This window comes from Actinosynnema sp. CA-299493 (assembly GCF_050946825.1).
GTDB lineage: Bacteria > Actinomycetota > Actinomycetes > Mycobacteriales > Pseudonocardiaceae > Actinosynnema.
In genome coordinates this window covers 8,911,070-8,930,863 of sequence record NZ_CP191993.1, presented here as the reverse complement: position 1 = coordinate 8,930,863, position 19,794 = coordinate 8,911,070, and the positions used below count along the sequence as shown (strand labels likewise).

Genomic DNA, 19,794 nt, shown 5'->3' with positions numbered 1-19,794 from the left:
GGGGAGTGCCCTGATGACCCGCGCACGCAAGACCCCCGGCCGAGTCGCGTTCGTCGGCTCAGGTCCGGGCGACACCGGGCTGCTCACGGTCCGGGCCCGCGACCTGCTCCACAAGGCGGAGCTCGTGGTCACGGACCCGGACGTCCCGGCCGAGGTGGTGGCGCTGGTACCCGACGGCGTCGAGGTGCGACCCGCCGTGGGCGATCCCGCCGACGTCGCGAAGGACCTGGTCGCCGAGGCGAAGAACGGCCTCGCCGTGGTCCGCCTCGTAGCCGGTGACCCGCTGACCCTGGACTCGGTGGTGAAGGAGGCGCAAGCCGTCTCCAAGACCACGATCGCCTTCGACGTGGTGCCCGGCGTCCCCGCCGGCACCGCCGTGCCCGCCTACGCCGGCGTCGCACTGGGCGCCGTCCACACCGAGGCCGACGTCCGGGGCGTGACCGACTGGTCCGGCCTGGCCGCCGCGCCGGGAACGCTCGTCCTGCACGCCACCGGCGGCCACCTGGCCGAGGCCGCGTCGTCGCTCGTCGAGAACGGCCTGGCCCCGCAGACCCCGGTCGCGGTGACCTGCGACGGCACCGGCTTCGGCCAGCGCACCGTGGACACCACGCTCGCCTCCCTGGCCGCCGACGCCGGCGACCTGGGCGGCCCGCTGGTCGTCACCGTCGGCGCGGCCGTGGCCGGCCGGCCGAAGCTCTCCTGGTGGGAGTCCCGCGCGCTCTACGGCTGGCGGGTCCTCGTCCCGCGCACCAAGGAACAGGCGGGCGCGATGAGCGACCGGCTGCACTCCCACGGCGCGATCCCGGTCGAGGTCCCGACCATCTCCGTCGAGCCACCGCGCAGCCCCGCCCAGATGGAGCGCTCGGTGAAGGGCCTGGTCGACGGCCGCTACCAGTGGGTCGTCTTCACCTCGACCAACGCCGTCCGGGCCGTCTGGGAGAAGTTCCGCGAGTTCGGCCTGGACGCCCGCGCGTTCTCCGGCGTGAAGATCGCCTGCGTCGGCGAGAGCACGGCCGCCAAGGTCCGCAGCTTCGGCATCATCCCGGAACTGGTCCCCTCCGGCGAGCAGTCCTCGGAAGGGCTGCTGGCCGACTTCCCGCCGTACGACGACATACTGGACCCGGTGGACCGGGTCCTGCTGCCGCGAGCGGACATCGCCACCGAAACCCTGGCGGCCGGCCTGCGCGATCGCGGCTGGGAGATCGACGACGTCACGGCCTACCGCACGGTCCGCGCCGCCCCGCCGCCCGCGGACACCCGCGAGATGATCAAGTCGGGCGGCTTCGACGCGGTCTGCTTCACCTCGTCCTCGACCGTCCGCAACCTGGTGGGCATCGCGGGCAAGCCGCACGCCCGCACCCTGGTCGCGTGCATCGGCCCGCAGACCGCGGAAACGGCACGCGAGTTCGGCCTCCGCGTGGACGTCCAACCAGAGGACGCCAACGTCCCCGCCCTGGTCGACGCCCTCGCCCAGCACGCCGCACGCCTGCGGGCCGAAGGCGCCCTGCCACCCCCTCGCAAGACCAAGCGCCTGCGCCGTTCCTGACCCACCCGGTCCCCGACGACACAGCCGGGGCCGACGAGGCCCGATTTGACATGGGTTCGAGTGCCTTAGGCTGGTCGGAGCCGGCAGGCTTGGCGGGACGCTCTTCCCCGCCGGGCCTGCCGGCTGCGGCCTGCCTGGGGTGCTCGTAAGGGCCCCATGTCCAATCGAGCCGGCCTCAGCCCGGAACAGGCGTACCCCGACCCGCAGCACCCCTTGCACATACCGAACCACAGGGCACCGACAAAGCAGACCGACCACCAGGGAAGTGCCGCCGTGTTCCCATCCCACCGCCCCCGCCGCCTGCGCACCACGCCGGCCATGCGCCGCCTGGTCAGCGAGACCACCGTGCGCCCGCGGCAGCTGGTCCTGCCCATGTTCGTCAAGGAAGGCGCGACCGCGCCGACCGGGATCCAGAGCATGCCGGGCGTTGTCCAGCACACCCGCGAGTCGCTGCGCAAAGCCGCCGTGGAAGCGGTCCAGGCGGGTGTCGGCGGGATCATGCTGTTCGGCGTCCCCGCCGAGCGCGACGCCGTCGGCTCCGGCGCGACCGACCCGGACGGCATCCTCAACGCCGCCCTGCGCGACCTCCGCCACGAGCTCGGCGACTCGACCGTCCTCATGTCGGACTGCTGCCTGGACGAGTTCACCGACCACGGCCACTGCGGCGTCCTCACCCCCGACGGCGCCGTGGACAACGACGCCACCCTGGAGGTCTACGGCGAGATGGCCGTCGCCCAGTCCGAGGCGGGCGCGCACGTCGTCGGACCCAGCGGCATGATGGACGGCCAGATCGGGTTCATCCGCGCCGCCCTCGACGAGGCCGGCCACACCGACACCGGCGTCCTCGCCTACAGCGCCAAGTACTCGTCCGCCCTCTACGGCCCGTTCCGCGATGCCGTCGAGTCCCAGCTCCAAGGCGACCGCAAGACCTACCAGCAGGACCCGGCCAACGCCAGGGAAGCGCTCCGCGAGGTCGCGCTCGACCTCGCCGAGGGCGCCGACATGGTCATGGTCAAGCCCGCGCTGCCCTACCTCGACATCCTCAAGGCCGTCTCGGAGATCTCCGACGTCCCCGTCGCCGCGTACCAGATCTCCGGGGAGTACGCGATGGTCGAGGCCGCGTCCCGCAACGGTTGGATCGACCGCGAGCGGACCGTGCTGGAGATGCTGACGTCGATCCGCCGCGCCGGCGCGGACATCGTCCTCACCTACTGGGCGGTCGAAGCCGCCGCCTGGCTGGACCGGGAATGACCAGCGCGCTGAACGCACGCAAGCCCGCCAAGCCTCCCAAGCCGACGCCTCCCAAGCCGGTCGACCTCGCGCGCTGGCTGTTCATCCTCAGCGCCGTGATCGGCATGGTCCGGTTCATGGTGCAGCTGGGCGACCGGCAGATGCTGATCCGCGAGCTGCGCGTGCTGCAGCCGACGCTGAGCCAGGACGAGGTCGACGCCGCCGCGACCGGCGGCATCCTGTTCGGCCTGGTGCTCGCGTCCGCCGTGGTCCTGGTCTACGCGCTGCTGGCGAACCGGATGGCCGCCGGCCGCAACTGGGCGCGGGTCCTGCTCACGATCATCGCCGGCCTCGCGCTCCTCCTGGGCGTCCTGCGGCTGGTCATCGCCGACTCCGGCGTCCCGGCGCTGGTCGGCGTGGTCACGATGCTCGTCGAGGCGACCGCCCTGGTGCTGATGTACCAGCGGTCCGCGTCGGGCTACTTCATCACCCGCCCAGCCCCTCCCCACCACCCGAGGTCGCAGGTCACAGGTGCGCAGCCACCGCCTGTCACGGTGGACAACGGCCTCGGCCGGGCCCTAGCGTCTGCAGGCGTGACCACCCCACAGGACCCTGACAACCGACCTCCGCAGCAGCCGTACCAGCCGCAGCAGCCGTACCAGCAGCAGCCCTACACCCCGGCTCCGCCGCCGTTGAGCGAGTCGGAGCTGGCCGGCTACGGCGCGCAGCGGCCCGCCGTGCCGGAGCCGAAGGAAGTCCGCCTGTCGTTCTTCCTCTGGCTGGCCAGTGCGGTCCTGCTCGTCGTGTCGTCGGTGCTGGTACTGCTCAGTCGCGACACGTTGCTCGAAGAAGCGCGCAAGGCGGCACGTGGAGCCGAGGGTTTCACGGCAGAACAGCTGGATCAGGTAGAGACCTTGACCTCTGCGATCCTGATGATCTCAGTGGTCATCGGTGTAGTGCTGGCTGCGCTGATGGTGTTCTTCGGGCTCAAGGTTCGCGCAGGCCGCAACTGGGCGCGGATCACCCTTACGGTGCTCGGCGCGATTGTGTGTATCTACTACCTGATCGGTCTCACGCTGGTCGGTCTTCTGGTCGTGCTGGTCGTGGCCGCCGCCGTGGTGACCCTGTACCTGCCCGCCTCGAAGGCCTACTTCGACTCGGTGAAGCGAGCCGGATGACCGGGCAGCCGCCCGCGGTGGTGCGCGGCGCGGTCGCGGTGTGGCTGGCCCTCGGCGTGTTCCTGCTGCTGGAGAACGCCGTGCTGTGGCTGCGCCGGGCCGAGTTCGAAGAGGCCGCCGTCCGCGCCGGCGACGACCCGGCCGACGTGCCGGGGCTGCTGGCGCAGCTGACCGTCGTCGCGGTGGCCTTCACGATCGGCTACGGCCTGTTCGGGTGGCTGCTGAAGCGGGGCAGGCGGTGGTCACGCGGTGTGCTCACCGGCGTGGCCGTGCTGCACGTGCTGTGGATCGTGCTGCCGGGCGCCAGTGCCGTGAACCTGGTGACGTTGCTGCTGATCGCCGTCGGTTTGGCGGTCACCTGGCTGCCGGGTACGGCACAGTGGGTGAAGCAGCACTGACCCCTGCGGAGAACCCCATGCCCGAACCGGATCCGGATCCGTTCACCTCGCCCTTCCACCACGTGGACCTGCCGGGCCGGGGGCCGTCGAACGCGCCCCTGCCGCCCGGCTTCCAGCTGCCCGCGCCCATGCCTCCGGTGGGCGCGGGCGAGTACGCGCCACGCCGCCCCGTCACGGCCACCGTCGCCTCGTGGTGCTGGATCGCGGGCGCGGTGCTGGTGGTGCTCGCGCTGCCCGGCCTGTTCTACACCGGGATCGACGGCCTGGCCGACGACCTCGCGCGCGCCCCTGCGGTCCAACCGGACGCGCCGCTCCAGGCCGACCCGCTGACCCGGGGCGAGGCGGAGGTGGCCGCGCGGCTGACACCGGTCCTGTTCGCGCTCGGGTTCGCGGTGCTGTCCGTGCCGTTCGTGATCGCCGCGGCCAAGCTCCGCTCGGGCCGGAACTGGGCGCGCGTGCTGCTCACCGTCCTCGGCCTGCCCGGCGCGGCCTTCGGGCTGGTCGCGATGCTGATGTTCGCCTCCGGTGAGACGTACGTGGACTGGGTGGTCGGCGTGGCGTGGTCGTGGGTGTTCCTCGGCGTCTGCGCGCTCGGCTTCGTGTCGATGTACCTGCCCGCGTCGAACGCCTACACCAGGGCGGCCACGAGATGACCCAGCCGCCGTTCGACCCCCACCACCAGCCCGTCCAGCCCGTCGAGTACCCGCCGGCGGGCCCGCAACAGCCCTACCCGTCGCCCTACCACTCCCCGTCGCCCTACCAACCCCCGTCGCCCTACCAACCCCCGTCGCCCTACCCCGGCCGGATGCGCGACGTCGACCAGCACACCACCGCGCGGTCCCGTCCCACCGCCGTCGTCGTCTCCTTCGTCCTCTGGCTCCTGACCGCCCTCTCCTGGCCGGTCGGTTCGCTCGCCCGCACGCTCGCCGAGGACGGCGCGGTCACCGGTTTCGGGCCGATCATGGCGTTGTTCACCAGCGCGTGCCTGGCCATCGCGTGCGGCTGGGGCGCGGTCCTGCTCCTCGGCGGCAACTACCACGCGCGGCTCGGCCTGTGCGGTGGCGCGCTGGTCATCGGCGTCCTCGCCCTGGCCGCCGCGATCGTGGCGGCCCGCGACGGCGACACCGGTCCGGTCGACTGGGTGGTGATCGTGCTGCGGCTGGCGCTGCCCGCCGCCGCGTCGGTGTTCGGCTTCCTGCCCGGCACGCGGCAGTACTTCTCGGGGAACTGACGAGGGGGACCGACGAGTGGACCACGACCAGCCGACCCTGTACGCCGAGTCCGGCACGTCCTGGTGGCCGCTGCTGTGGGGCCCGGTGTTCGCCGCGCTCGGGTTCGGCGTCGAGGCGTCGACCGGCGCGGCCCGCCCGCTCCTGTGGCTCGCCGTCGCACTGGTCCTGCTCCTGCCCACCGCCCTCTGGGTGCAGGCCCGCCGTCGCCTCTACCAGGTCCGCCTCACCCCCGTCGCCCTGCGCCAGGGCCGCGAGGAGCTGCGGCTCGGCGACGTCGAGGCCGTCGAGGGCGTCGAACCGCGCGCGGGCGTGAAGGTGCTCGGCGGGGCCTGGACCCTGCCGCGCGGCACGACGGCGGTGCCCCTGCGGCTCGTCGGCGGCGCGGTGGTGATGGGCTGGGCGCGCGACGCCGACGCCCTCCGCGCCGAGATCGCGGCACTGTTGAGCACACGTGCGTGACGAGCGAGCCGGGCATGAGAGGCTGACCGACGTGACTGCGGCCACCGCCGAGACCGAGACCGTGCCGGAACCCGAGCCGGAACCCGGCGCGCCGACGCTGCACCAGCCGAAACGCGCGCTCGTCGCGGTCGGCGAGGTGGTGCTCGTCGCCCTGCTCGTGCCGCTCGCCGCGTGGTGCTGGAACCGGGGTGTCCTGCACTACAGCTACCCCGTGCCCGACCACCCGCCGCTGGAGTCCACCCGCTTCAAGGGCAACTGGATCGGCGCGTCGGCGGGCCTCGTCACGATCGCGGGCGTGCTCCTGCTCGACGCCGTCCGCCAGACCGTGCTCGCCGTGCGCACCCGTGGTCGGAAGCAGGGCGAAGAACCCGACGTGTGAGACTGGACGGCGTGACAGCGACGCGATCCCAGGCACTGTTCGAGCGCGCGGCGGCGGTGATCCCCGGTGGCGTGAACTCCCCGGTGCGGGCTTTCCACTCGGTCGGCGGCACGCCGAGGTTCATGGTGCGCGGCGAGGGACCGCACCTGTGGGACGCCGACGGCAACCGGTACGTCGACCTGGTCTCGTCGTGGGGCCCGATGATCCTCGGGCACGCCCACCCGGACGTGGTCCACGCCGTCCGCGAGGCGGCCGTGCGCGGCCTGTCGTTCGGCACGCCCACCGAGGGCGAGATCGAGCTGGCCGAGGAGATCATCGACCGGGTCGCCCCGGTGCACCAGGTGCGCCTGGTCAACTCCGGCACCGAGGCCACCATGAGCGCGATCCGGCTGGCCCGCGGCTTCACCGGCCGTCGCAAGATCGTCAAGTTCGCCGGCTGCTACCACGGCCACGTGGACGCGCTGCTCGCCCAGGCCGGCTCCGGCGTCGCCACGCTCGGCCTGCCCACCTCGCCCGGTGTCACCGGCGCGCAGGCGGCCGACACCCTCGTGCTGCCCTACGACGACGTCGAGGCCGTCCGCCGGGCGTTCGCCGAGAACCCCGACGAGATCGCCTGCGTGATCACCGAGGCCGCCGCGGGCAACATGGGCGCGATCGCGCCCAAGCACAACGCCGAGCTCAAGCAGCTCTGCCGGGACAACGGCGCGCTGCTGGTCATGGACGAGGTGATGACCGGCTTCCGCGTCTCCCGCGCCGGCTGGTACGGCCTGGAGAACGTCGAGGGCGACCTCTACACGTTCGGCAAGGTCATGTCCGGCGGCCTGCCCGCGGCGGCGTTCGGCGGCCGGACCGACGTGATGTCGAAGCTCGCCCCGGCCGGCCCGGTCTACCAGGCGGGCACGCTGTCCGGGAACCCCGTCGCGGTGGCGGCGGGCCTGGCCACGCTGCGCGCCGCGACCGACGACGTCTACCGCACCCTGGACGCCAACGCCACGCGACTGGGCGCGCTGTTCACCGCCGCGCTCACTGAGGCGGGTGTCGCGCACCGCGTCCAGTTCGCCGGCAACCTGGTCAGCGTGTTTTTCACCGACACCGAGGTCACCGACTACGCGGGCGCCCAGCGAGCCGAGACGTGGCGCTTCCCGGCCTTCTTCCACGCCCTGCTCGACCGCGGCGTGTACGCGCCGCCGAGCGCCTTCGAGGCGTGGTTCGTCAACGCGGCCATGACCGACGACGACTTCCAGGTCATCGCCGACGCCCTGCCGCACGCCGCCCGCGCCGCCGCGGAGGCGACCCAGTGAGCCGGACTGTCGTCCACCTGCTGCGGCACGGCGAGGTGCACAACCCGACCGGCATCCTCTACGGCCGCCTGCCGGGCTTCAAGCTGTCCGAACGGGGCCAGAAGCAGGCGCTGACCGTGGCCGAGCACCTGGCCGACCACGACATCGCGCACGTCGTGGCGTCCCCGCTGGACCGGGCGCAGCAGACCGCGTCGCCGATCGCCGACTCGCACCGCCTCGAACTGGACACCGACGAGCGGCTGATCGAGGCGGACAACAAGTTCGAGGGCCTGAAGGTGGCCGTCGGCGACGGCGCGCTGCGCTCGCCGAGGCACTGGCCGAAGCTGGTCAACCCGCTGCGGCCGTCGTGGGGCGAGCCGTACCTGGCGATCGCGCACCGGATGCTCGGCGCGGTGCAGCGGGCCCGGTCCGCCGCCGAGGGCCATGAGGCCGTGTGCGTGTCGCACCAGCTGCCGATCTGGACGCTGCGGCGGTTCCTGGAGGGCAAGCGGATGTGGCACGACCCGCGTCGCCGCGAGTGCTCGCTGGCGTCGTTGACCAGCCTCGTGTTCGAGGGGGAGCAGTTGGTGCGGGTGGTCTACACCGAGCCCGCCGGCGCGACGAACCCGAGGGTGACCGGGGCATGAGGGCCCGCTCACCCCTCGCCGGCCTCGCGGTGGCGCTCCTGCTCCTCGCCGGCTGCTCGACCGGCGACGACGCGGTGGTCGCCGGTTCGGAGTTCCAGCTCGTCGCGCCCAACGGCGAGACGAAGCTGCGCTACGACGGCGACGAGCGCAAGCGGGTCACCGGACTGGCCGGGCCGAGCCTGATGGAGGACGGCAAGACCGTCTCCCTGGACGACTACGCGGGCAAGGTCGTGATCGTCAACATCTGGGGCGCGTGGTGCGGGCCGTGCCGGACCGAGGCGCCGGAGCTGCAGAAGGTGCAGGACGAGCTCGGGTCGGAGGTCGTCCAGGTGCTGGGCGTCAACGTCAAGGAGTCCTCCACCGAGTCGCCCCGCGACTTCATGACGAACCGGAAGCTGGCCTACCCGTCGATCTATGACGAGTCGGGGCGGGCGATGCTGGCGTTCCGCGGGCTGCCGCCCAACGCCGTGCCGTCCACGTTCGTGCTGGACAAGCAGCACCGGGTGGCCGCGGCGTTCCTCGGCGCGGTGATCGCCACCGACCTGGTGCCGCTGGTCGACGACCTCGCCGCGGAACAGCCGTAGCCGTCACCGCGGCTCGGCCGTCCCACCGAGGTCAGCGCAGCTCCGGCACCTTCGCCCGGAACGCCTCGACCATCGCGTCGCGGCCGACGAGGTTGAACTCGCGGCCGAGCGTGCGCATGATCGAGTTGTCGGTCGGCCGGTACAGGCCGGACTTGTGGTACCGGGCGCCCTCGAACGCGCCGACCACGCCACCGTCCGGCGACGCCTGGCCCAGGTGGGCCGACCACTTCGCGCCGGTCGGGTCCGCGGTCACGTTGACCTCGGCCGGCTCGTCGCCGCCGTACCGGTCGTACGGGTAGTCGTACTCGTCGGCCAGCCCGCCGATCGAGTGGCCGAGCTCGTGCACGGCGATCTGGCCGGCCTGGTCGTTCGCGCCCGCCGCGGTCGCCACGCCGCCGCCCGCGCCGCCGTACTTGGCCGTGTTGCCGAGCGCGATGACCTGGTCGGCCTGCGGCGCGAGCGCGGCGAACTGGGCCGCCTTGGTCTGGTTCACGCACAGCAGCCGTTCGGTCTGGGTGTCACGGCCCTGGCACCAGAAGCCCATGTCGAGCGCCGTGTCGCGGTCCGCGCCCAGGGCCGGGTCGTGGTCCACACCGGACTCGTCCGACACGACGTCGACCTGCCAGACGTTGAAGTACTGGCGGTGGGACTTGAACGGCTCCACGGCGGACAGCTCCGCCCACTTGTCCACCACGTGCTCGTGGAAGACGGCGATCTCGCCCGCCGTGTAGCCGTCGCCGACGAAGACCAGGTCGAACCGCTGGTCGGGCGGGCCGGTCTCCTGGATCGCCACCACGTCGGCGGCCACCTCACCGGGCGCGGCCCTGGTCTCGACGGCGACCGGCACGGGCGTGCGGGAGATCGTGCCGTCCGGTGAGAAGACCTCCACCCACTCCGCGCCGGGACCGCCGGACTCCGCGGCGCTGCCGGGCAGGGGAGCGGCGACGACGGCGAAGGCGACGGCCAGCACGGGCAGGGTGAGCCGGTGTGCTCGCATGGCAGTGACGCTATGAAGCGGACCACTAACCCACAAGGGTTGATGGTCGCGTTTAGACATTCACCGGATGGGGTATCAAGGCCGTCTCATCACCCCGCCGCAGCGCCATCCGGACGACCTCCGCGCTGTGACGTGGGTCGCCCATAAGGGATGCCGGTGCACGGCGTCAAGGTGCGGATACCTACCCTGGACGACGTGAACCCGACCGATCTGGCCACCTCCGGCCCGATCCTGCTCGCGACCGGGGTGGCGGTGCTGGCCGGGGCGATCTCGTTCGCCTCACCGTGCGTGGTCCCGCTGGTGCCCGGCTACCTCGCGTACCTCGCGGGCCTGGTGGGCGCGGAAGCGCCGGCCGTTGCGGACGGCGAGGCCGCCAAGCGCGGTCGCTGGCGGGTCGCGGGCGCCGCGCTGCTGTTCGTCCTCGGTTTCACCGTCGTGTTCGCCCTGATGTCGTTCGTGGTGCTCGGGCTGACCGACCTGTTCCTGATCCAGGCCGACCTGCTCCAGCGCGTCGGCGGCGTCATCACGATCGCCATGGGCCTGGTGTTCATCGGCCTCGTGCCCGCCCTCCAGCGCGACGTCCGACTGCACCGCACGCCCCGGGCCGGCCTGCTCGGCGCGCCCCTGCTCGGCGGCGTGTTCGCGCTCGGCTGGACGCCGTGCCTCGGACCGACGCTGACGGGCGTGATGGCGCTGGCCCGCAGCACCGAGGTCGGCTCGGTCTCCGGCCGCGGCGCGGTCCTCGTGCTGGCCTACTGCCTCGGCCTCGGCCTGCCGTTCATCCTCATCGCGGTCGGCGCGCGCTGGGCGGTCCGCACGACCGGCTGGCTGCGCTCGCACGTCCGCCAGGTGCAGGTGTTCGGCGGCGTGCTGCTGATCGCCGTCGGCGTGGCCCTGGTCACCGGTCTGTGGGGCGACTTCGTCGCCTGGCTGCGCGACGCGGTGATCAACGACCTGGAACTGCCGCTGTAGTGCGCACCCTCATCGCCTTCCTGCGCAACACGTGGCGCGGCCTCACGGCCATGCGCACCGCGTTGACCCTGCTCTTCCTGCTCGCCCTCGGCGCGATGCCGGGCGCGTTGCTGCCGCAGCGCTCGCTGAACTCGTTCAAGGTCGACGAGTACATCGCCGACAAGGGCTGGTGGGGCCGGCTCCTGGACCGGTTGCAGTTCTTCGACGTCTACGCGAGCTTCTGGTTCTCCGCGATCTACGTGCTGCTGTTCGTGTCCCTGGTGGGCTGCCTGCTGCCGCGCACGTGGGAGTACTTCAAGCAGATGCGGGTCAAGCCGGTGCTCACGCCGCGCAACCTGGCCCGGATGCCGCACCACGCGTCGGGTGACACGGCCGCGTCGCCGAGCGCCGTCATCGAGCACGCCGAGCGCCGGCTCAAGGGCTGGCGCACGATCACCCGCGACGAGCCGGACGGCGCGCGCACGATCAGCGCCGAGCGCGGGTTCCTCCGCGAGACCGGCAACCTGGTGTTCCACTTCTCCCTGCTCGGCCTGCTGGTCGCGTTCGCGCTGGGCAAGATGTTCGGCTACGAGGGCCAGGTCATCGTCCAGGCCGCCGGCGGCCAGTTCTGCAACTCGGGCGTCTACAACTACGACTCGTTCCGCCCGGGGCTGCGCGTGGACGGCACGCAGCTCAACCAGTTCTGCGTGCGGGTCGACGACTTCGACGCCACGTACCTGCACAACGGCCAGGCGGAGAGCTTCCGCGCGAGCATCCAGTACCAGTCCGGCGCGGACCTGGCGACCGGCGCCTGGCGGCCGTACCCGCTGGAGGTCAACAGCCCCCTGCGCACCGCGGGCGACCGGCTCTACCTCCTCGGCCACGGCTACACGCCGCTGTTCACGGTCACCTTCCCGAACGGCGAGACCCGCACCGGCGCGACCCAGTGGCGCCCGGTCGACCAGGTCACGCTCGCCTCGGAGGGTGCGACGAAGTTCGACCCGCCGAACGTGCCGGACGCCGAGCAGCGCCGCAGGAGCCAGCTCGCGATCACCGGCCTGCTCGCGCCGACCGCCGCCTTCCAGGGCGAGCTGCTCGACTCCGCGTTCCCCGCCGCGAACGACCCGGCGGTCGCGATCGACGTCTACCGGGGCGACCTCGGCACCGACTCCGGCCGCGGCCAGTCCATCTTCTCGATCGACCAGAAGATGGTGCAGGACGGCAAGCTGACCAAGGTCGCCCGGCAGAACCTCAAGCAGGGCGAGCAGCTGGAGCTGGACGACGGCACCGTGATCCGCTTCGACGGCGTCCGCGACTGGGTGTCGTTGCAGGTGTCCCACGACCCCACCCAGGTGTGGGTGCTGGTGTTCTCGGTGCTGGTCATCCTCGGTCTGGCCGTCTCGCTGAGCATCAAGCGCCGCCGCGTCTGGGTGCGGGCGGCGCCCCGGGAGGACGGGCGTACCGTGGTCGAGGTCGGCGGCCTCGCACGCACTGATCAGGCCGGGTACGGCGAGGAGTTCACGGCGCTGGCCCGTGACCTGGTCTCCTCCCGCGACCTGCTCGCTCACAAGGAGGAGGGCTGATGCCGGTCAACACGACGCTGGCGACCTACAGCGACTGGACCTACGGCGCGGCCGTGGCGATCTACTTCCTCGCCGCCGTGCTGTACCTGTGCGAGGCGGCGTTCGCCCGGCCCGCGAAGACCCGCGAACCGGCCGGGGCCGTCGCGGCGGGCGGCACGCAGGCCGACGGCACGTGGGCGCCCGGCCGGGTCACCAAGCCGGAGCTGTCCCGCGCCGAACGCCTCGGCCGCATGGGCGTGGCGCTCACCGTCCTCGGCGCGCTGCTGCAGACCGCTTCCCTGGTGCTGCGCGGGTTCGCGACCGGGCGCGCGCCGTGGGGCAACATGTACGAGTACGGCTCGCTGCTCACGCTGGCCGCCGTCGTGACGTGGCTCGTGCTCTCGCGCACGTTCGACGTCCGCAAGCTCGGCGGCTTCGTGCTCGTGCCGATCGTGGTCCTGATGTTCCTCGGCGGCACGGTGCTCTACGCCGACGCCGCGCCCGTGCAGCCCGCGTTGCAGTCGTACTGGCTCGTGGTGCACGTCTCGGTGATCTCGGTGTCCAGCGGCGTGCTGCTGGTGCCCGGCGTGGCCAGCGTGCTGTACCTGCTGAAGACCTCGGGTCGCGCGCGGTTCACCAGGCTGCCCGACGCCGACGTGCTCGACCGGCTCGCCTACCGCAGCACGGTGTTCGCGTTCCCGCTGTTCACCATCGGCATCATCTGCGGCGCGATCTGGGCCGAGGCGGCGTGGGGCCGGTTCTGGGGCTGGGACCCCAAGGAGACCGTGGCGTTCGTCTCGTGGGTCGTCTTCGCGGCGTACCTGCACGCGCGGGCGACGGCGGGGTGGCGCGGCCGGCCCGCCGCGTGGATCAACTCGCTCGGCTTCGCGCTGACCGTGTTCAACCTGTTCTTCATCAACCTCGTAACGACTGGGATGCACTCGTACGCGGGCGTCGGCTGATGCCGTAGACCACGTGTCAGGCGGTGTTCGCGAGGCTCGGACGAGCGAACACCCAGTGTCGTGGAACCACTGGTCGCCGACTACCGTCGAACGCGCGGGGTCGGGGAGGTCTCGATCCGCTTCGCTCAGGGAGGACCCCAGCGGTGACCGGTCGCTACGAGAATCCTGAGCCGTCGTGGCAGCAGCCGGCCGGAGCGGAAGGGCAGCAGCCCAACCCGAACCAGTCGGGCGGCCACCAGGTCGAGCCGGGGTCGGGTGCCCACTACGTCGACCCCCAGACCGTGTACCTGGACCCGGCGCAGTCCGGCCAGGTGACCGGACCCCCGTCGGGCGGGTTCCCGGCGCAGGGCCAGCAGTCCGGTCCTCACCCCGCGCAGGCTCAGCAGTCCGGCCCGTACCCCGTGCAGGGCCAGCAGTCGGGGCCGTACCAGGTGCAGGGCCAGCAGTCCGGGCCGTACCAGGTCCCCGGGCAGCAGTCCGGCGCGTACCAGGTGCCCGGTGGCCAGTCCGGCGCCTACCAGGTGCCCGGTGGCCAGTCGGGCGCTTACCAGGTGCCCGGCGGTCAGTCGGGCGCGTACCAGGTGCCTGGTGGCCAATCGGGCGCTTACCAGGTCTCCGGCGGTCAGTCCGGCGCGTACCAGGTGTCGGGCGGTCAGTCCGGTCCGTACCCCGGCCCGGGGCAGTCGGGACCCCACCAGGCGGGACCGCAGCAGCCAGGCCCGCAGCAGTACCAGGGCGGTTTTCCCAACAACTTCCCGCAGAGCGTCCAGCCCCAGCAGCAACCGCCGCAGCGCGCGGCCAACGCCAGCGACGTGTCCTCGCAGCAGTTGATCAAGCGTGCGAAGCGCCCGCCGCAGTCCGGCTGGCGCAAGACCGTGCACTCGGTCACCGGCGGTCTGGTCAACCTCGGCGAGAGCCCCGCGGACGTCCGCAGGCGCGAGCTGATCGGCCGGATCAACCAGCCGCTGCGCGGTTGCTACAAGATCGCCATGCTGAGCCTCAAGGGCGGCGTCGGCAAGACCACGACGACGACCACGCTCGGCTCGACGTTCTCCTCGCTGCGCGGCGACCGGGTCATCGCGGTGGACGCCAACCCCGACCGCGGCACGCTGGCGCTGAAGGTGCCCAGGGAGACCACGGCGACCGTGCGGCACCTGCTGCGCGACGCCTCGAAGATCACCCGGTACAGCGACGTGCGCGCGTACACCTCGCAGTCGCCCAGCCGCCTGGAGGTGCTGGCGTCCGAGCAGGACCCGGCCGTGTCGGAGGCGTTCAGCGACCTCGACTACCTGCGCACGATGGGCCTGCTGGAGCTGTTCTACAACATCGTGCTCACCGACTGCGGCACCGGCCTGATGCACTCGGCCATGAAGGGCGTGCTGGACCAGGCCGACTCCCTGGTGCTGGTCTCGTCCGGCTCGGTGGACGGCGCGCAGACCTCGGCGGCGACGCTGGACTGGCTGGACGCCCACGGCTACCGCGACCTGGTCGCGAAGTCCGTCGCGGTGATCAACTCGGTGCGGCCGGGCTCGGGCAAGGTCGACCTGGACAAGCTGGCCGCGCACTTCGCCCAGCGCTGCCGCGCCGTGGTGCGGATCCCGTTCGACTCGCACCTGGAAGAGGGCGCGGAGATCGAGCTGGACAAGCTCGCCCCGGACACCCGGCTCGCGCTGCTGGAGCTCGCCGCCACCGTGGCCGACGACTTCCCGAACAACTAGGTCGTCACGACGACCGGGTCAGCACGACGTGGGGGCCTCCGTGCGAGGCCCCACCGTTGTCACTCTTCGTCCTCCGGCTTCTTCTTGCGCTGCTCGCCGAGCTTGCGCAGGAAGTCCGGATCGTCGTCCGGCGCCACGATTCGACGACTGGGGGCGGTATCGACCCGGTTCGGTCCGAACGCACGCCACAGCAGCACGGCGATGGTGAGCGCACCGATGACCGCGAGCAGGTAGAGCATGGTCGCCACCTCCTTTGCCATGACATTACCCTTGCCGCGGAGGTGGCGTGGTCAGTGCCGGACCGGCTCGGTCGCCTCCGTGGTCAGCTGGGACAACAGCTGCTGGACCTCGGACTCGCGGAACCTCCGGTGACCGCCCGGCGTGCGGATGGAGCCGATCCGGCCCGCGGTGGCCCACCTGGTGACCGTCTTTGGGTCGACCCGGAACAGGCTCGCGACCTCGCCCGGTGTCAGCAGGCGTTCCCCCTGGTGTCCCTGCGTCAACGTCACGGCATCCTCCCCGATGGCGAACAGACGTACCGGACGCATCGTGGCACCTCACCCATCGGGTACTCGAACGCTTGGGTGATGGTAAAGAGGTAGTAAGGGACGAAGCGTGCGGTTCGGACATCGGGGGCGGTGGGCCTACGCTGTGACCGGTGGACGCTCTTGATCGGCAGATCATCGCCGCCCTCCGGGAGAACGGCCGGGCCACCTACGCCGACCTGGGGCGCAAGGTGGGCCTCTCGGCCTCCGCCGTGCACGAGCGGGTCGGCAAGCTGGAGACCACCGGCGTGATCGTCGGCTACCACGCCGTGGTCGACCCGAGCGCCGTGGGCCTCGGCGTGACCGCGCTGGTCAGCATCCACCCCACCGACACCGCGGACGACGACGAACTGGCCGTCGCGCTGGCCGAGCTGGTCGAGGTCGAGTCGTGCTACCGGGTGGCGGGCGACGAGTCGTTCATCGTGAAGGTGCGGGTGGCCACGGTGGACGACCTGGAGCGCTCGCTCGGCCGGTTGCGGCGCATCCAGGGCGTCGCGCGCACGCGCACCACGGTCGTGCTGTCCACCCGGTTCGAGGGCCGTCCGAACACCGCGGCGGCCGGTCCATCCGACGACGCGTAACCTGGGTAACCGTGCACCTGGGTCGTGATGTGACGCTCTACGTCGGCGCGCGCCTCGGCATGGTCGCCGCGGTCACCGCGCTGCTCGTGCTCGTCGACGTGCCGCTGCTGGTCGCCCTCGCCGTGGGCGTGGTGGTGGCGCTGCCGCTGTCGCTCTTCGTCTTCGGCGGGCTGCGCAAGCGGGTCGCGCAGGGCCTGGAGGAGAAGCAGGCCGTGCGCCGCGCCGAGCGCGAGAAGCTGCGCGCCCAGTTGCGCGGCGACGCCGCCTAGCCCCTCACACCACCAGCAGGATCGCCCCGCCGAGGTTGGCCAGCACCAGCACGGCCAGCACCGCGCCGATGTTCGTGCTCTCGCGCAGCCGCAGGGCCAGCGCCAGCGGGCCGATCGGCAGCAGCAGGGGCCTGCGCTCCCGGTGGGCGATGCGGACCGCGCCGGACGCCACGCCGAGCGGGTTCAGCCCCAGTTCGCGCGCGCCCCCGACGTCGGCGCGCCACTGCTCCAGGTAACGGTCCCGCTGCCCTTGGGGCAGCCGCAGGACGGCGACCCGGACCACGGCCAGGGCGAGTCGGGTGGTGAGTCGGCTCATCGGGCGACCTCCGGTCGGGTGACGGGCACGGGTCTGGCCTTCTTCGCGCACACCTTGACCGCCTCCTGGGCGCCTCCGGGCGTGAGCACGTACACCCGGCGGCGCGGACCGCGGCGTTCGCTGTCGTCGTCCCACGACGAGGTGACCCACCCGGCCCGTTCCAGGCGGTCGAGCAGCGGGTAGACGCTGCCGGACGGGCGGCCGGTCAGCTTGATGATCTCCAGGCCCCAGCGCGGCCGGTCGCTCCCGAGCAGCACTCCCAGCACGTCGACCGTGGCCGCTCCGATGCGTCCGAGTGGCTCCACGGCGCTAGCCTACCTATGTAGATCAAGGCTTGTCGAGGTTCGCGGCCCTATCGCGCGAAAGTGGCCTCCGCGTCGTCGACCAGGCGCTCGACCACGTCCCGCAGCTCCAGCGCCTCCAGCCAGTGCTCCGGCACGGCCTCGACGCCGTCGCGCGCGCCGAGCAGGTTCCCGCACAGCGCGCCGGTCGAGTCGCTGTCCCCGGAGTGGTTGACCGCGAGCAGCAGCCCGTCCGCCAGGTCGCGCGCGGCCAGCGCGGTCAGCACCGCGATCGCCAACGCCTCCTCGCCGACCCACCCGCCGCCCAACGTGGTCTCGATCACCTCGGGCGTCGGCCGCACGCCACCGACGCCCAGCTCGACGGCGAGGTCCAGCAGGGCCAGCTGCTCCTCGTGGCCGTCCCACCGGATCAGCTCGGCGCGGGCCACCTCGATCGCGGACGGCAGCGGCACGCCCGCCAGCACCTGCTGCACGAGCACGGCCAGCACGCCCGCCGACAGGTAGCCGCTGGGGTGGCCGTGGGTCAGCGCGCCGGTCGCGGCGGCCAGGTCGAACACCTCGCGCACGTCGTCGGACCACAACGCCACCGGCGCCGCGCGCATCACCGCGCCGCAGCCCTTGGAGTCGTTGATCGGCGCGTCCACCGTGCCGAGCACGCCCGAGCGCAACGCGGTCAGGCACGTGTTGCCGGGCGCGCGCCGGTCGTGCAGCTCGGGCACGTCCAGCAGCCACCCGTCCGGTCTCACCTCCGGGCCGCCCTGCGTGCGCAGCCACCGCGCGTACGCCACGCGCACCTCGTGCACCGGGTCGCTGCCGCGCTTGCGGGCCAGCAGCAGCCCTTCCAGCGTGAACAGGGTCATCTGCGTGTCGTCGGTGATCGCGCCGAGCCGACCGTAGGCGGGGGCGTAGTCGGTCAGGCCCGAGGGACCGAACCGGCCCCGGATGCGGTCGATCCGGTCGAACTCGATCGCACCGCCGAGCGCGTCGCCGACGGCGCCGGCGAGGAGGCTGCCGCGGAGTGAGCCGATCCGAAGTGAGGTCACGTCGCAGAAGTATCGTGCCGGCGTGACGACTTCGGTAGATCGATGTAGCTCCCGGACCAGGGAATGGGTGTGCGAGGCCGTCCGCATCATCGAAGCGGACGCCAACCGCAGCGCCGACACGCACCTGCTGCACTTCCCCCTCCCACCGGAGTGGGGGATCGACCTGTACTTGAAGGACGAGTCGACCCACCCCACCGGCTCGCTCAAGCACCGGCTCGCGCGGTCGCTGTTCCTGTACGCGATCTGCAACGGCTGGGTGGTCGGCGGCACGCCCGTGATCGAGGCGTCGTCCGGCTCGACCGCCGTGTCGGAGGCGTACTTCGCGCGGCTGCTCGGGTTGCCGTTCATCGCGGTGATGCCCCGGTCCACCAGCCGGGAGAAGGTGGCGCTGATCGAGCGCCAGGGCGGCCGGTGCCACTTCGTCGACGAGCCGGGCGCGATCTACGACGAGTCGCGCCGGCTCGCGGCCGAGCTGGACGGGCACTTCATGGACCAGTTCACGCACGCCGAGCGGGCGACGGACTGGCGCGGCAACAACAACATCGCCGAGTCGGTGTTCCAGCAGATGGAGCTGGAGGCCGCGCCCGAGCCGGAGTGGGTCGTGGTGGGCGCGGGCACGGGCGGCACGAGCGCCACCATCGGCCGCTACATCCACTACCGGAAGCTGCGGACCCGGCTGGCCGTGGTGGACCCGGAGCACTCGGTGTTCTTCGACGCGTGGTGCGACGGGAACCCGTCGCTGACCGCCACCCGGGGCTCGCGCATCGAGGGCATCGGCCGGCCGCGGGTGGAGCCGTCGTTCATCGGCGACGTGATCGACCGGATGATCAAGGTGCCGGACGCGGCGTCGCTGGCGACGATCCGGCACGTCGAGGAGGTGCTGGGCCGGCGGGTCGGCGGGTCGACCGGCACGAACCTGTGGGGCGCGTTCCAGCTGATCGCGGAGCTGCGGGCGTCGCGGTTGCGCGGCAGCGTCGTGACGTTGCTGTGCGACGGCGGCGAGCGTTACGCGAACACCTACTACGACGACGAGTGGGTCGCCGCGCAGGGCATGGACCTCGAACCGCACCTGGCCACGTTGGCGAGGTTCCGCGCGACCGGCACCTGGGACCGCTGATTCTCGTTTTCATGGGAACGCGCGGCGCGTGCCGTGCGTCGCAGCGGGATCGGCGCGTGGAAAGGGGTGTGCGGTGAGCGCGTGGCGGACGGCGGAGGTGCTCACGGCGGAGGACGTGCTGGCCAGGTCCGTCGCCGATGCCGACAAGGCGATGCGCGAGGCGGCGAAGCTGCGGTACCCGCGGCGCGAGCCGTCGGCCGACGACGTGCGGCGGGTGATGCAGTACGCGAAGTCGAACGCGGCGACGCCGGAGCTCCAGGCGTTGCAGCGGCGGATCGCGGGCGGCTACCTGAGCTGGCGCCAGGTCCTCATGGGCGAGGCCGCCGAGGACCGCGGCGTGAAGGCGGCGCTGGAAGCGGACCGCGACGCCCTGGCCGCCCTGTGCCGCGGCGAGGAACCACGCGTGGCCGCCCCCGAACCCGAACCGCGTGACGACGACGAACCGATGACGTTCACCGAGGACGCCTGGTAAGCGGTCACCGGTCCGGTCACCGGTCA

General features: G+C 72.2%; 25 protein-coding genes. 19 read left to right on the top strand and 6 right to left on the bottom strand.

Annotation, left to right across the window (positions count from 1 at the left end; all coding sequences use genetic code 11):
- Window positions 1-13: 13 nt before the first annotated feature.
- From ACQPYE_RS38545 to ACQPYE_RS38495, 11 genes are all read left to right on the top strand, one after another.
- On the top strand, window positions 14-1,546 hold the full coding sequence (locus tag ACQPYE_RS38545) for a bifunctional uroporphyrinogen-III C-methyltransferase/uroporphyrinogen-III synthase (protein WP_498718024.1): 1,533 nt from the start codon (window positions 14-16) through the stop codon (window positions 1,544-1,546).
- A gap of 273 nt (window positions 1,547-1,819) precedes the next feature.
- Window positions 1,820-2,797 carry a porphobilinogen synthase gene (hemB, locus tag ACQPYE_RS38540; protein WP_498718023.1) on the top strand — a complete coding sequence of 326 codons (978 nt, stop codon included), beginning with the start codon at window positions 1,820-1,822 and terminating at the stop codon, window positions 2,795-2,797.
- Entirely contained in the window at window positions 2,794-3,954 is a 1,161-nt protein-coding gene (locus tag ACQPYE_RS38535) for a hypothetical protein (protein ID WP_498718022.1), read from the top strand. Before hemB ends, ACQPYE_RS38535 begins: the two co-directional genes overlap by 4 nt.
- A complete protein-coding gene (locus tag ACQPYE_RS38530; RefSeq protein ID WP_498718021.1) occupies window positions 3,951-4,352 on the top strand; it encodes a hypothetical protein in 402 nt (133 codons plus the stop codon). The genes ACQPYE_RS38535 and ACQPYE_RS38530 overlap by 4 nt, the downstream gene beginning before the upstream one ends.
- A 17-nt stretch (window positions 4,353-4,369) precedes the next feature.
- The gene (locus ACQPYE_RS38525; protein WP_498718019.1) at window positions 4,370-5,005 is read left to right on the top strand and encodes a hypothetical protein; all 636 of its coding nucleotides are present in this window, start codon (window positions 4,370-4,372) and stop codon (window positions 5,003-5,005) included.
- A complete protein-coding gene (locus ACQPYE_RS38520; RefSeq protein ID WP_498718018.1) occupies window positions 5,002-5,583 on the top strand; it encodes a hypothetical protein in 582 nt (193 codons plus the stop codon). Before ACQPYE_RS38525 ends, ACQPYE_RS38520 begins: the two co-directional genes overlap by 4 nt.
- Window positions 5,584-5,599: 16 nt before the next feature.
- Window positions 5,600-6,043, top strand: a complete 444-nt coding sequence (gene mce1N, locus ACQPYE_RS38515) for a transport-regulating membrane protein Mce1N (protein WP_498718017.1) — start codon at window positions 5,600-5,602, stop codon at window positions 6,041-6,043.
- A gap of 31 nt (window positions 6,044-6,074) precedes the next feature.
- Complete coding sequence (locus ACQPYE_RS38510) at window positions 6,075-6,422, top strand: hypothetical protein (RefSeq protein WP_498718016.1); 348 nt, start codon at window positions 6,075-6,077, stop codon at window positions 6,420-6,422.
- Between the two features lie 11 nt (window positions 6,423-6,433).
- Window positions 6,434-7,723, top strand: coding sequence for a glutamate-1-semialdehyde 2,1-aminomutase (gene hemL / locus ACQPYE_RS38505; RefSeq protein ID WP_498718015.1), 1,290 nt, complete (start codon window positions 6,434-6,436; stop codon window positions 7,721-7,723).
- Window positions 7,720-8,349 carry a histidine phosphatase family protein gene (locus ACQPYE_RS38500; protein WP_498718014.1) on the top strand — a complete coding sequence of 210 codons (630 nt, stop codon included), beginning with the start codon at window positions 7,720-7,722 and terminating at the stop codon, window positions 8,347-8,349. Before hemL ends, ACQPYE_RS38500 begins: the two co-directional genes overlap by 4 nt.
- Complete coding sequence (locus ACQPYE_RS38495; RefSeq protein ID WP_498718012.1) at window positions 8,346-8,933, top strand: TlpA disulfide reductase family protein; 588 nt, start codon at window positions 8,346-8,348, stop codon at window positions 8,931-8,933. Before ACQPYE_RS38500 ends, ACQPYE_RS38495 begins: the two co-directional genes overlap by 4 nt.
- A gap of 31 nt (window positions 8,934-8,964) precedes the next feature.
- Here the strand turns inward: ACQPYE_RS38495 and ACQPYE_RS38490 are convergent, their stop codons facing one another.
- Window positions 8,965-9,930 carry a M64 family metallopeptidase gene (locus ACQPYE_RS38490; RefSeq protein ID WP_498718011.1) on the bottom strand — a complete coding sequence of 322 codons (966 nt, stop codon included), beginning with the start codon at window positions 9,928-9,930 and terminating at the stop codon, window positions 8,965-8,967.
- A 150-nt stretch (window positions 9,931-10,080) separates the two neighbouring features.
- On the opposite strand from ACQPYE_RS38490, the gene ACQPYE_RS38485 reads away from it, so the two are divergent.
- The 4 genes from ACQPYE_RS38485 to ACQPYE_RS38470 all read left to right on the top strand — a co-directional run bounded on the left by ACQPYE_RS38485 (window position 10,081) and on the right by ACQPYE_RS38470 (window position 15,123).
- Window positions 10,081-10,902: a cytochrome c biogenesis CcdA family protein gene (locus ACQPYE_RS38485; protein WP_498718010.1), complete on the top strand. Its 822-nt coding sequence runs from the start codon at window positions 10,081-10,083 to the stop codon at window positions 10,900-10,902.
- A gap of 50 nt (window positions 10,903-10,952) precedes the next feature.
- On the top strand, window positions 10,953-12,464 hold the full coding sequence (gene resB / locus ACQPYE_RS38480; protein ID WP_498723072.1) for a cytochrome c biogenesis protein ResB: 1,512 nt from the start codon (window positions 10,953-10,955) through the stop codon (window positions 12,462-12,464).
- Window positions 12,464-13,405: a c-type cytochrome biogenesis protein CcsB gene (gene ccsB, locus ACQPYE_RS38475; protein WP_498718009.1), complete on the top strand. Its 942-nt coding sequence runs from the start codon at window positions 12,464-12,466 to the stop codon at window positions 13,403-13,405. The genes resB and ccsB overlap by 1 nt, the downstream gene beginning before the upstream one ends.
- 143 nt (window positions 13,406-13,548) lie before the next feature.
- The gene (locus ACQPYE_RS38470; protein WP_498718007.1) at window positions 13,549-15,123 is read left to right on the top strand and encodes a MinD/ParA family ATP-binding protein; all 1,575 of its coding nucleotides are present in this window, start codon (window positions 13,549-13,551) and stop codon (window positions 15,121-15,123) included.
- A gap of 59 nt (window positions 15,124-15,182) precedes the next feature.
- Here the strand turns inward: ACQPYE_RS38470 and ACQPYE_RS38465 are convergent, their stop codons facing one another.
- Window positions 15,183-15,362, bottom strand: coding sequence for a hypothetical protein (locus ACQPYE_RS38465; RefSeq protein ID WP_498718006.1), 180 nt, complete (start codon window positions 15,360-15,362; stop codon window positions 15,183-15,185).
- A gap of 51 nt (window positions 15,363-15,413) precedes the next feature.
- Entirely contained in the window at window positions 15,414-15,671 is a 258-nt protein-coding gene (locus ACQPYE_RS38460) for a BldC family transcriptional regulator (protein WP_236594552.1), read from the bottom strand.
- Between the two features lie 110 nt (window positions 15,672-15,781).
- Here ACQPYE_RS38460 and ACQPYE_RS38455 point away from each other — a divergent pair, with 110 nt between their 5' ends.
- Both ACQPYE_RS38455 and ACQPYE_RS38450 read left to right on the top strand, forming a co-directional pair.
- The gene (locus tag ACQPYE_RS38455) at window positions 15,782-16,249 is read left to right on the top strand and encodes an Lrp/AsnC family transcriptional regulator (protein ID WP_498718005.1); all 468 of its coding nucleotides are present in this window, start codon (window positions 15,782-15,784) and stop codon (window positions 16,247-16,249) included.
- An 11-nt stretch (window positions 16,250-16,260) separates the two neighbouring features.
- Window positions 16,261-16,518, top strand: a complete 258-nt coding sequence (locus ACQPYE_RS38450) for a DUF4229 domain-containing protein (RefSeq protein ID WP_498718004.1) — start codon at window positions 16,261-16,263, stop codon at window positions 16,516-16,518.
- A 4-nt stretch (window positions 16,519-16,522) separates the two neighbouring features.
- On the opposite strand, the gene ACQPYE_RS38445 is transcribed toward ACQPYE_RS38450, so the two are convergent.
- Genes ACQPYE_RS38445 through ACQPYE_RS38435 form a run of 3 tightly spaced genes read right to left on the bottom strand, consistent with a single transcriptional unit; the run spans window position 16,523 to window position 18,179 of the window.
- Complete coding sequence (locus ACQPYE_RS38445) at window positions 16,523-16,834, bottom strand: hypothetical protein (RefSeq protein ID WP_498718003.1); 312 nt, start codon at window positions 16,832-16,834, stop codon at window positions 16,523-16,525.
- Complete coding sequence (locus ACQPYE_RS38440) at window positions 16,831-17,139, bottom strand: PadR family transcriptional regulator (protein ID WP_498718002.1); 309 nt, start codon at window positions 17,137-17,139, stop codon at window positions 16,831-16,833. The genes ACQPYE_RS38445 and ACQPYE_RS38440 overlap by 4 nt, the downstream gene beginning before the upstream one ends.
- A gap of 47 nt (window positions 17,140-17,186) precedes the next feature.
- Complete coding sequence (locus ACQPYE_RS38435; protein WP_498718001.1) at window positions 17,187-18,179, bottom strand: ADP-ribosylglycohydrolase family protein; 993 nt, start codon at window positions 18,177-18,179, stop codon at window positions 17,187-17,189.
- Between the two features lie 22 nt (window positions 18,180-18,201).
- On the opposite strand from ACQPYE_RS38435, the gene cds1 reads away from it, so the two are divergent.
- Window positions 18,202-19,296, top strand: coding sequence for an L-cysteine desulfhydrase Cds1 (gene cds1 / locus ACQPYE_RS38430; protein ID WP_498717999.1), 1,095 nt, complete (start codon window positions 18,202-18,204; stop codon window positions 19,294-19,296).
- A 73-nt stretch (window positions 19,297-19,369) separates the two neighbouring features.
- The gene (locus ACQPYE_RS38425; RefSeq protein WP_498717998.1) at window positions 19,370-19,768 is read left to right on the top strand and encodes a hypothetical protein; all 399 of its coding nucleotides are present in this window, start codon (window positions 19,370-19,372) and stop codon (window positions 19,766-19,768) included.
- The last annotated feature ends 26 nt before the right edge of the window (window positions 19,769-19,794 follow it).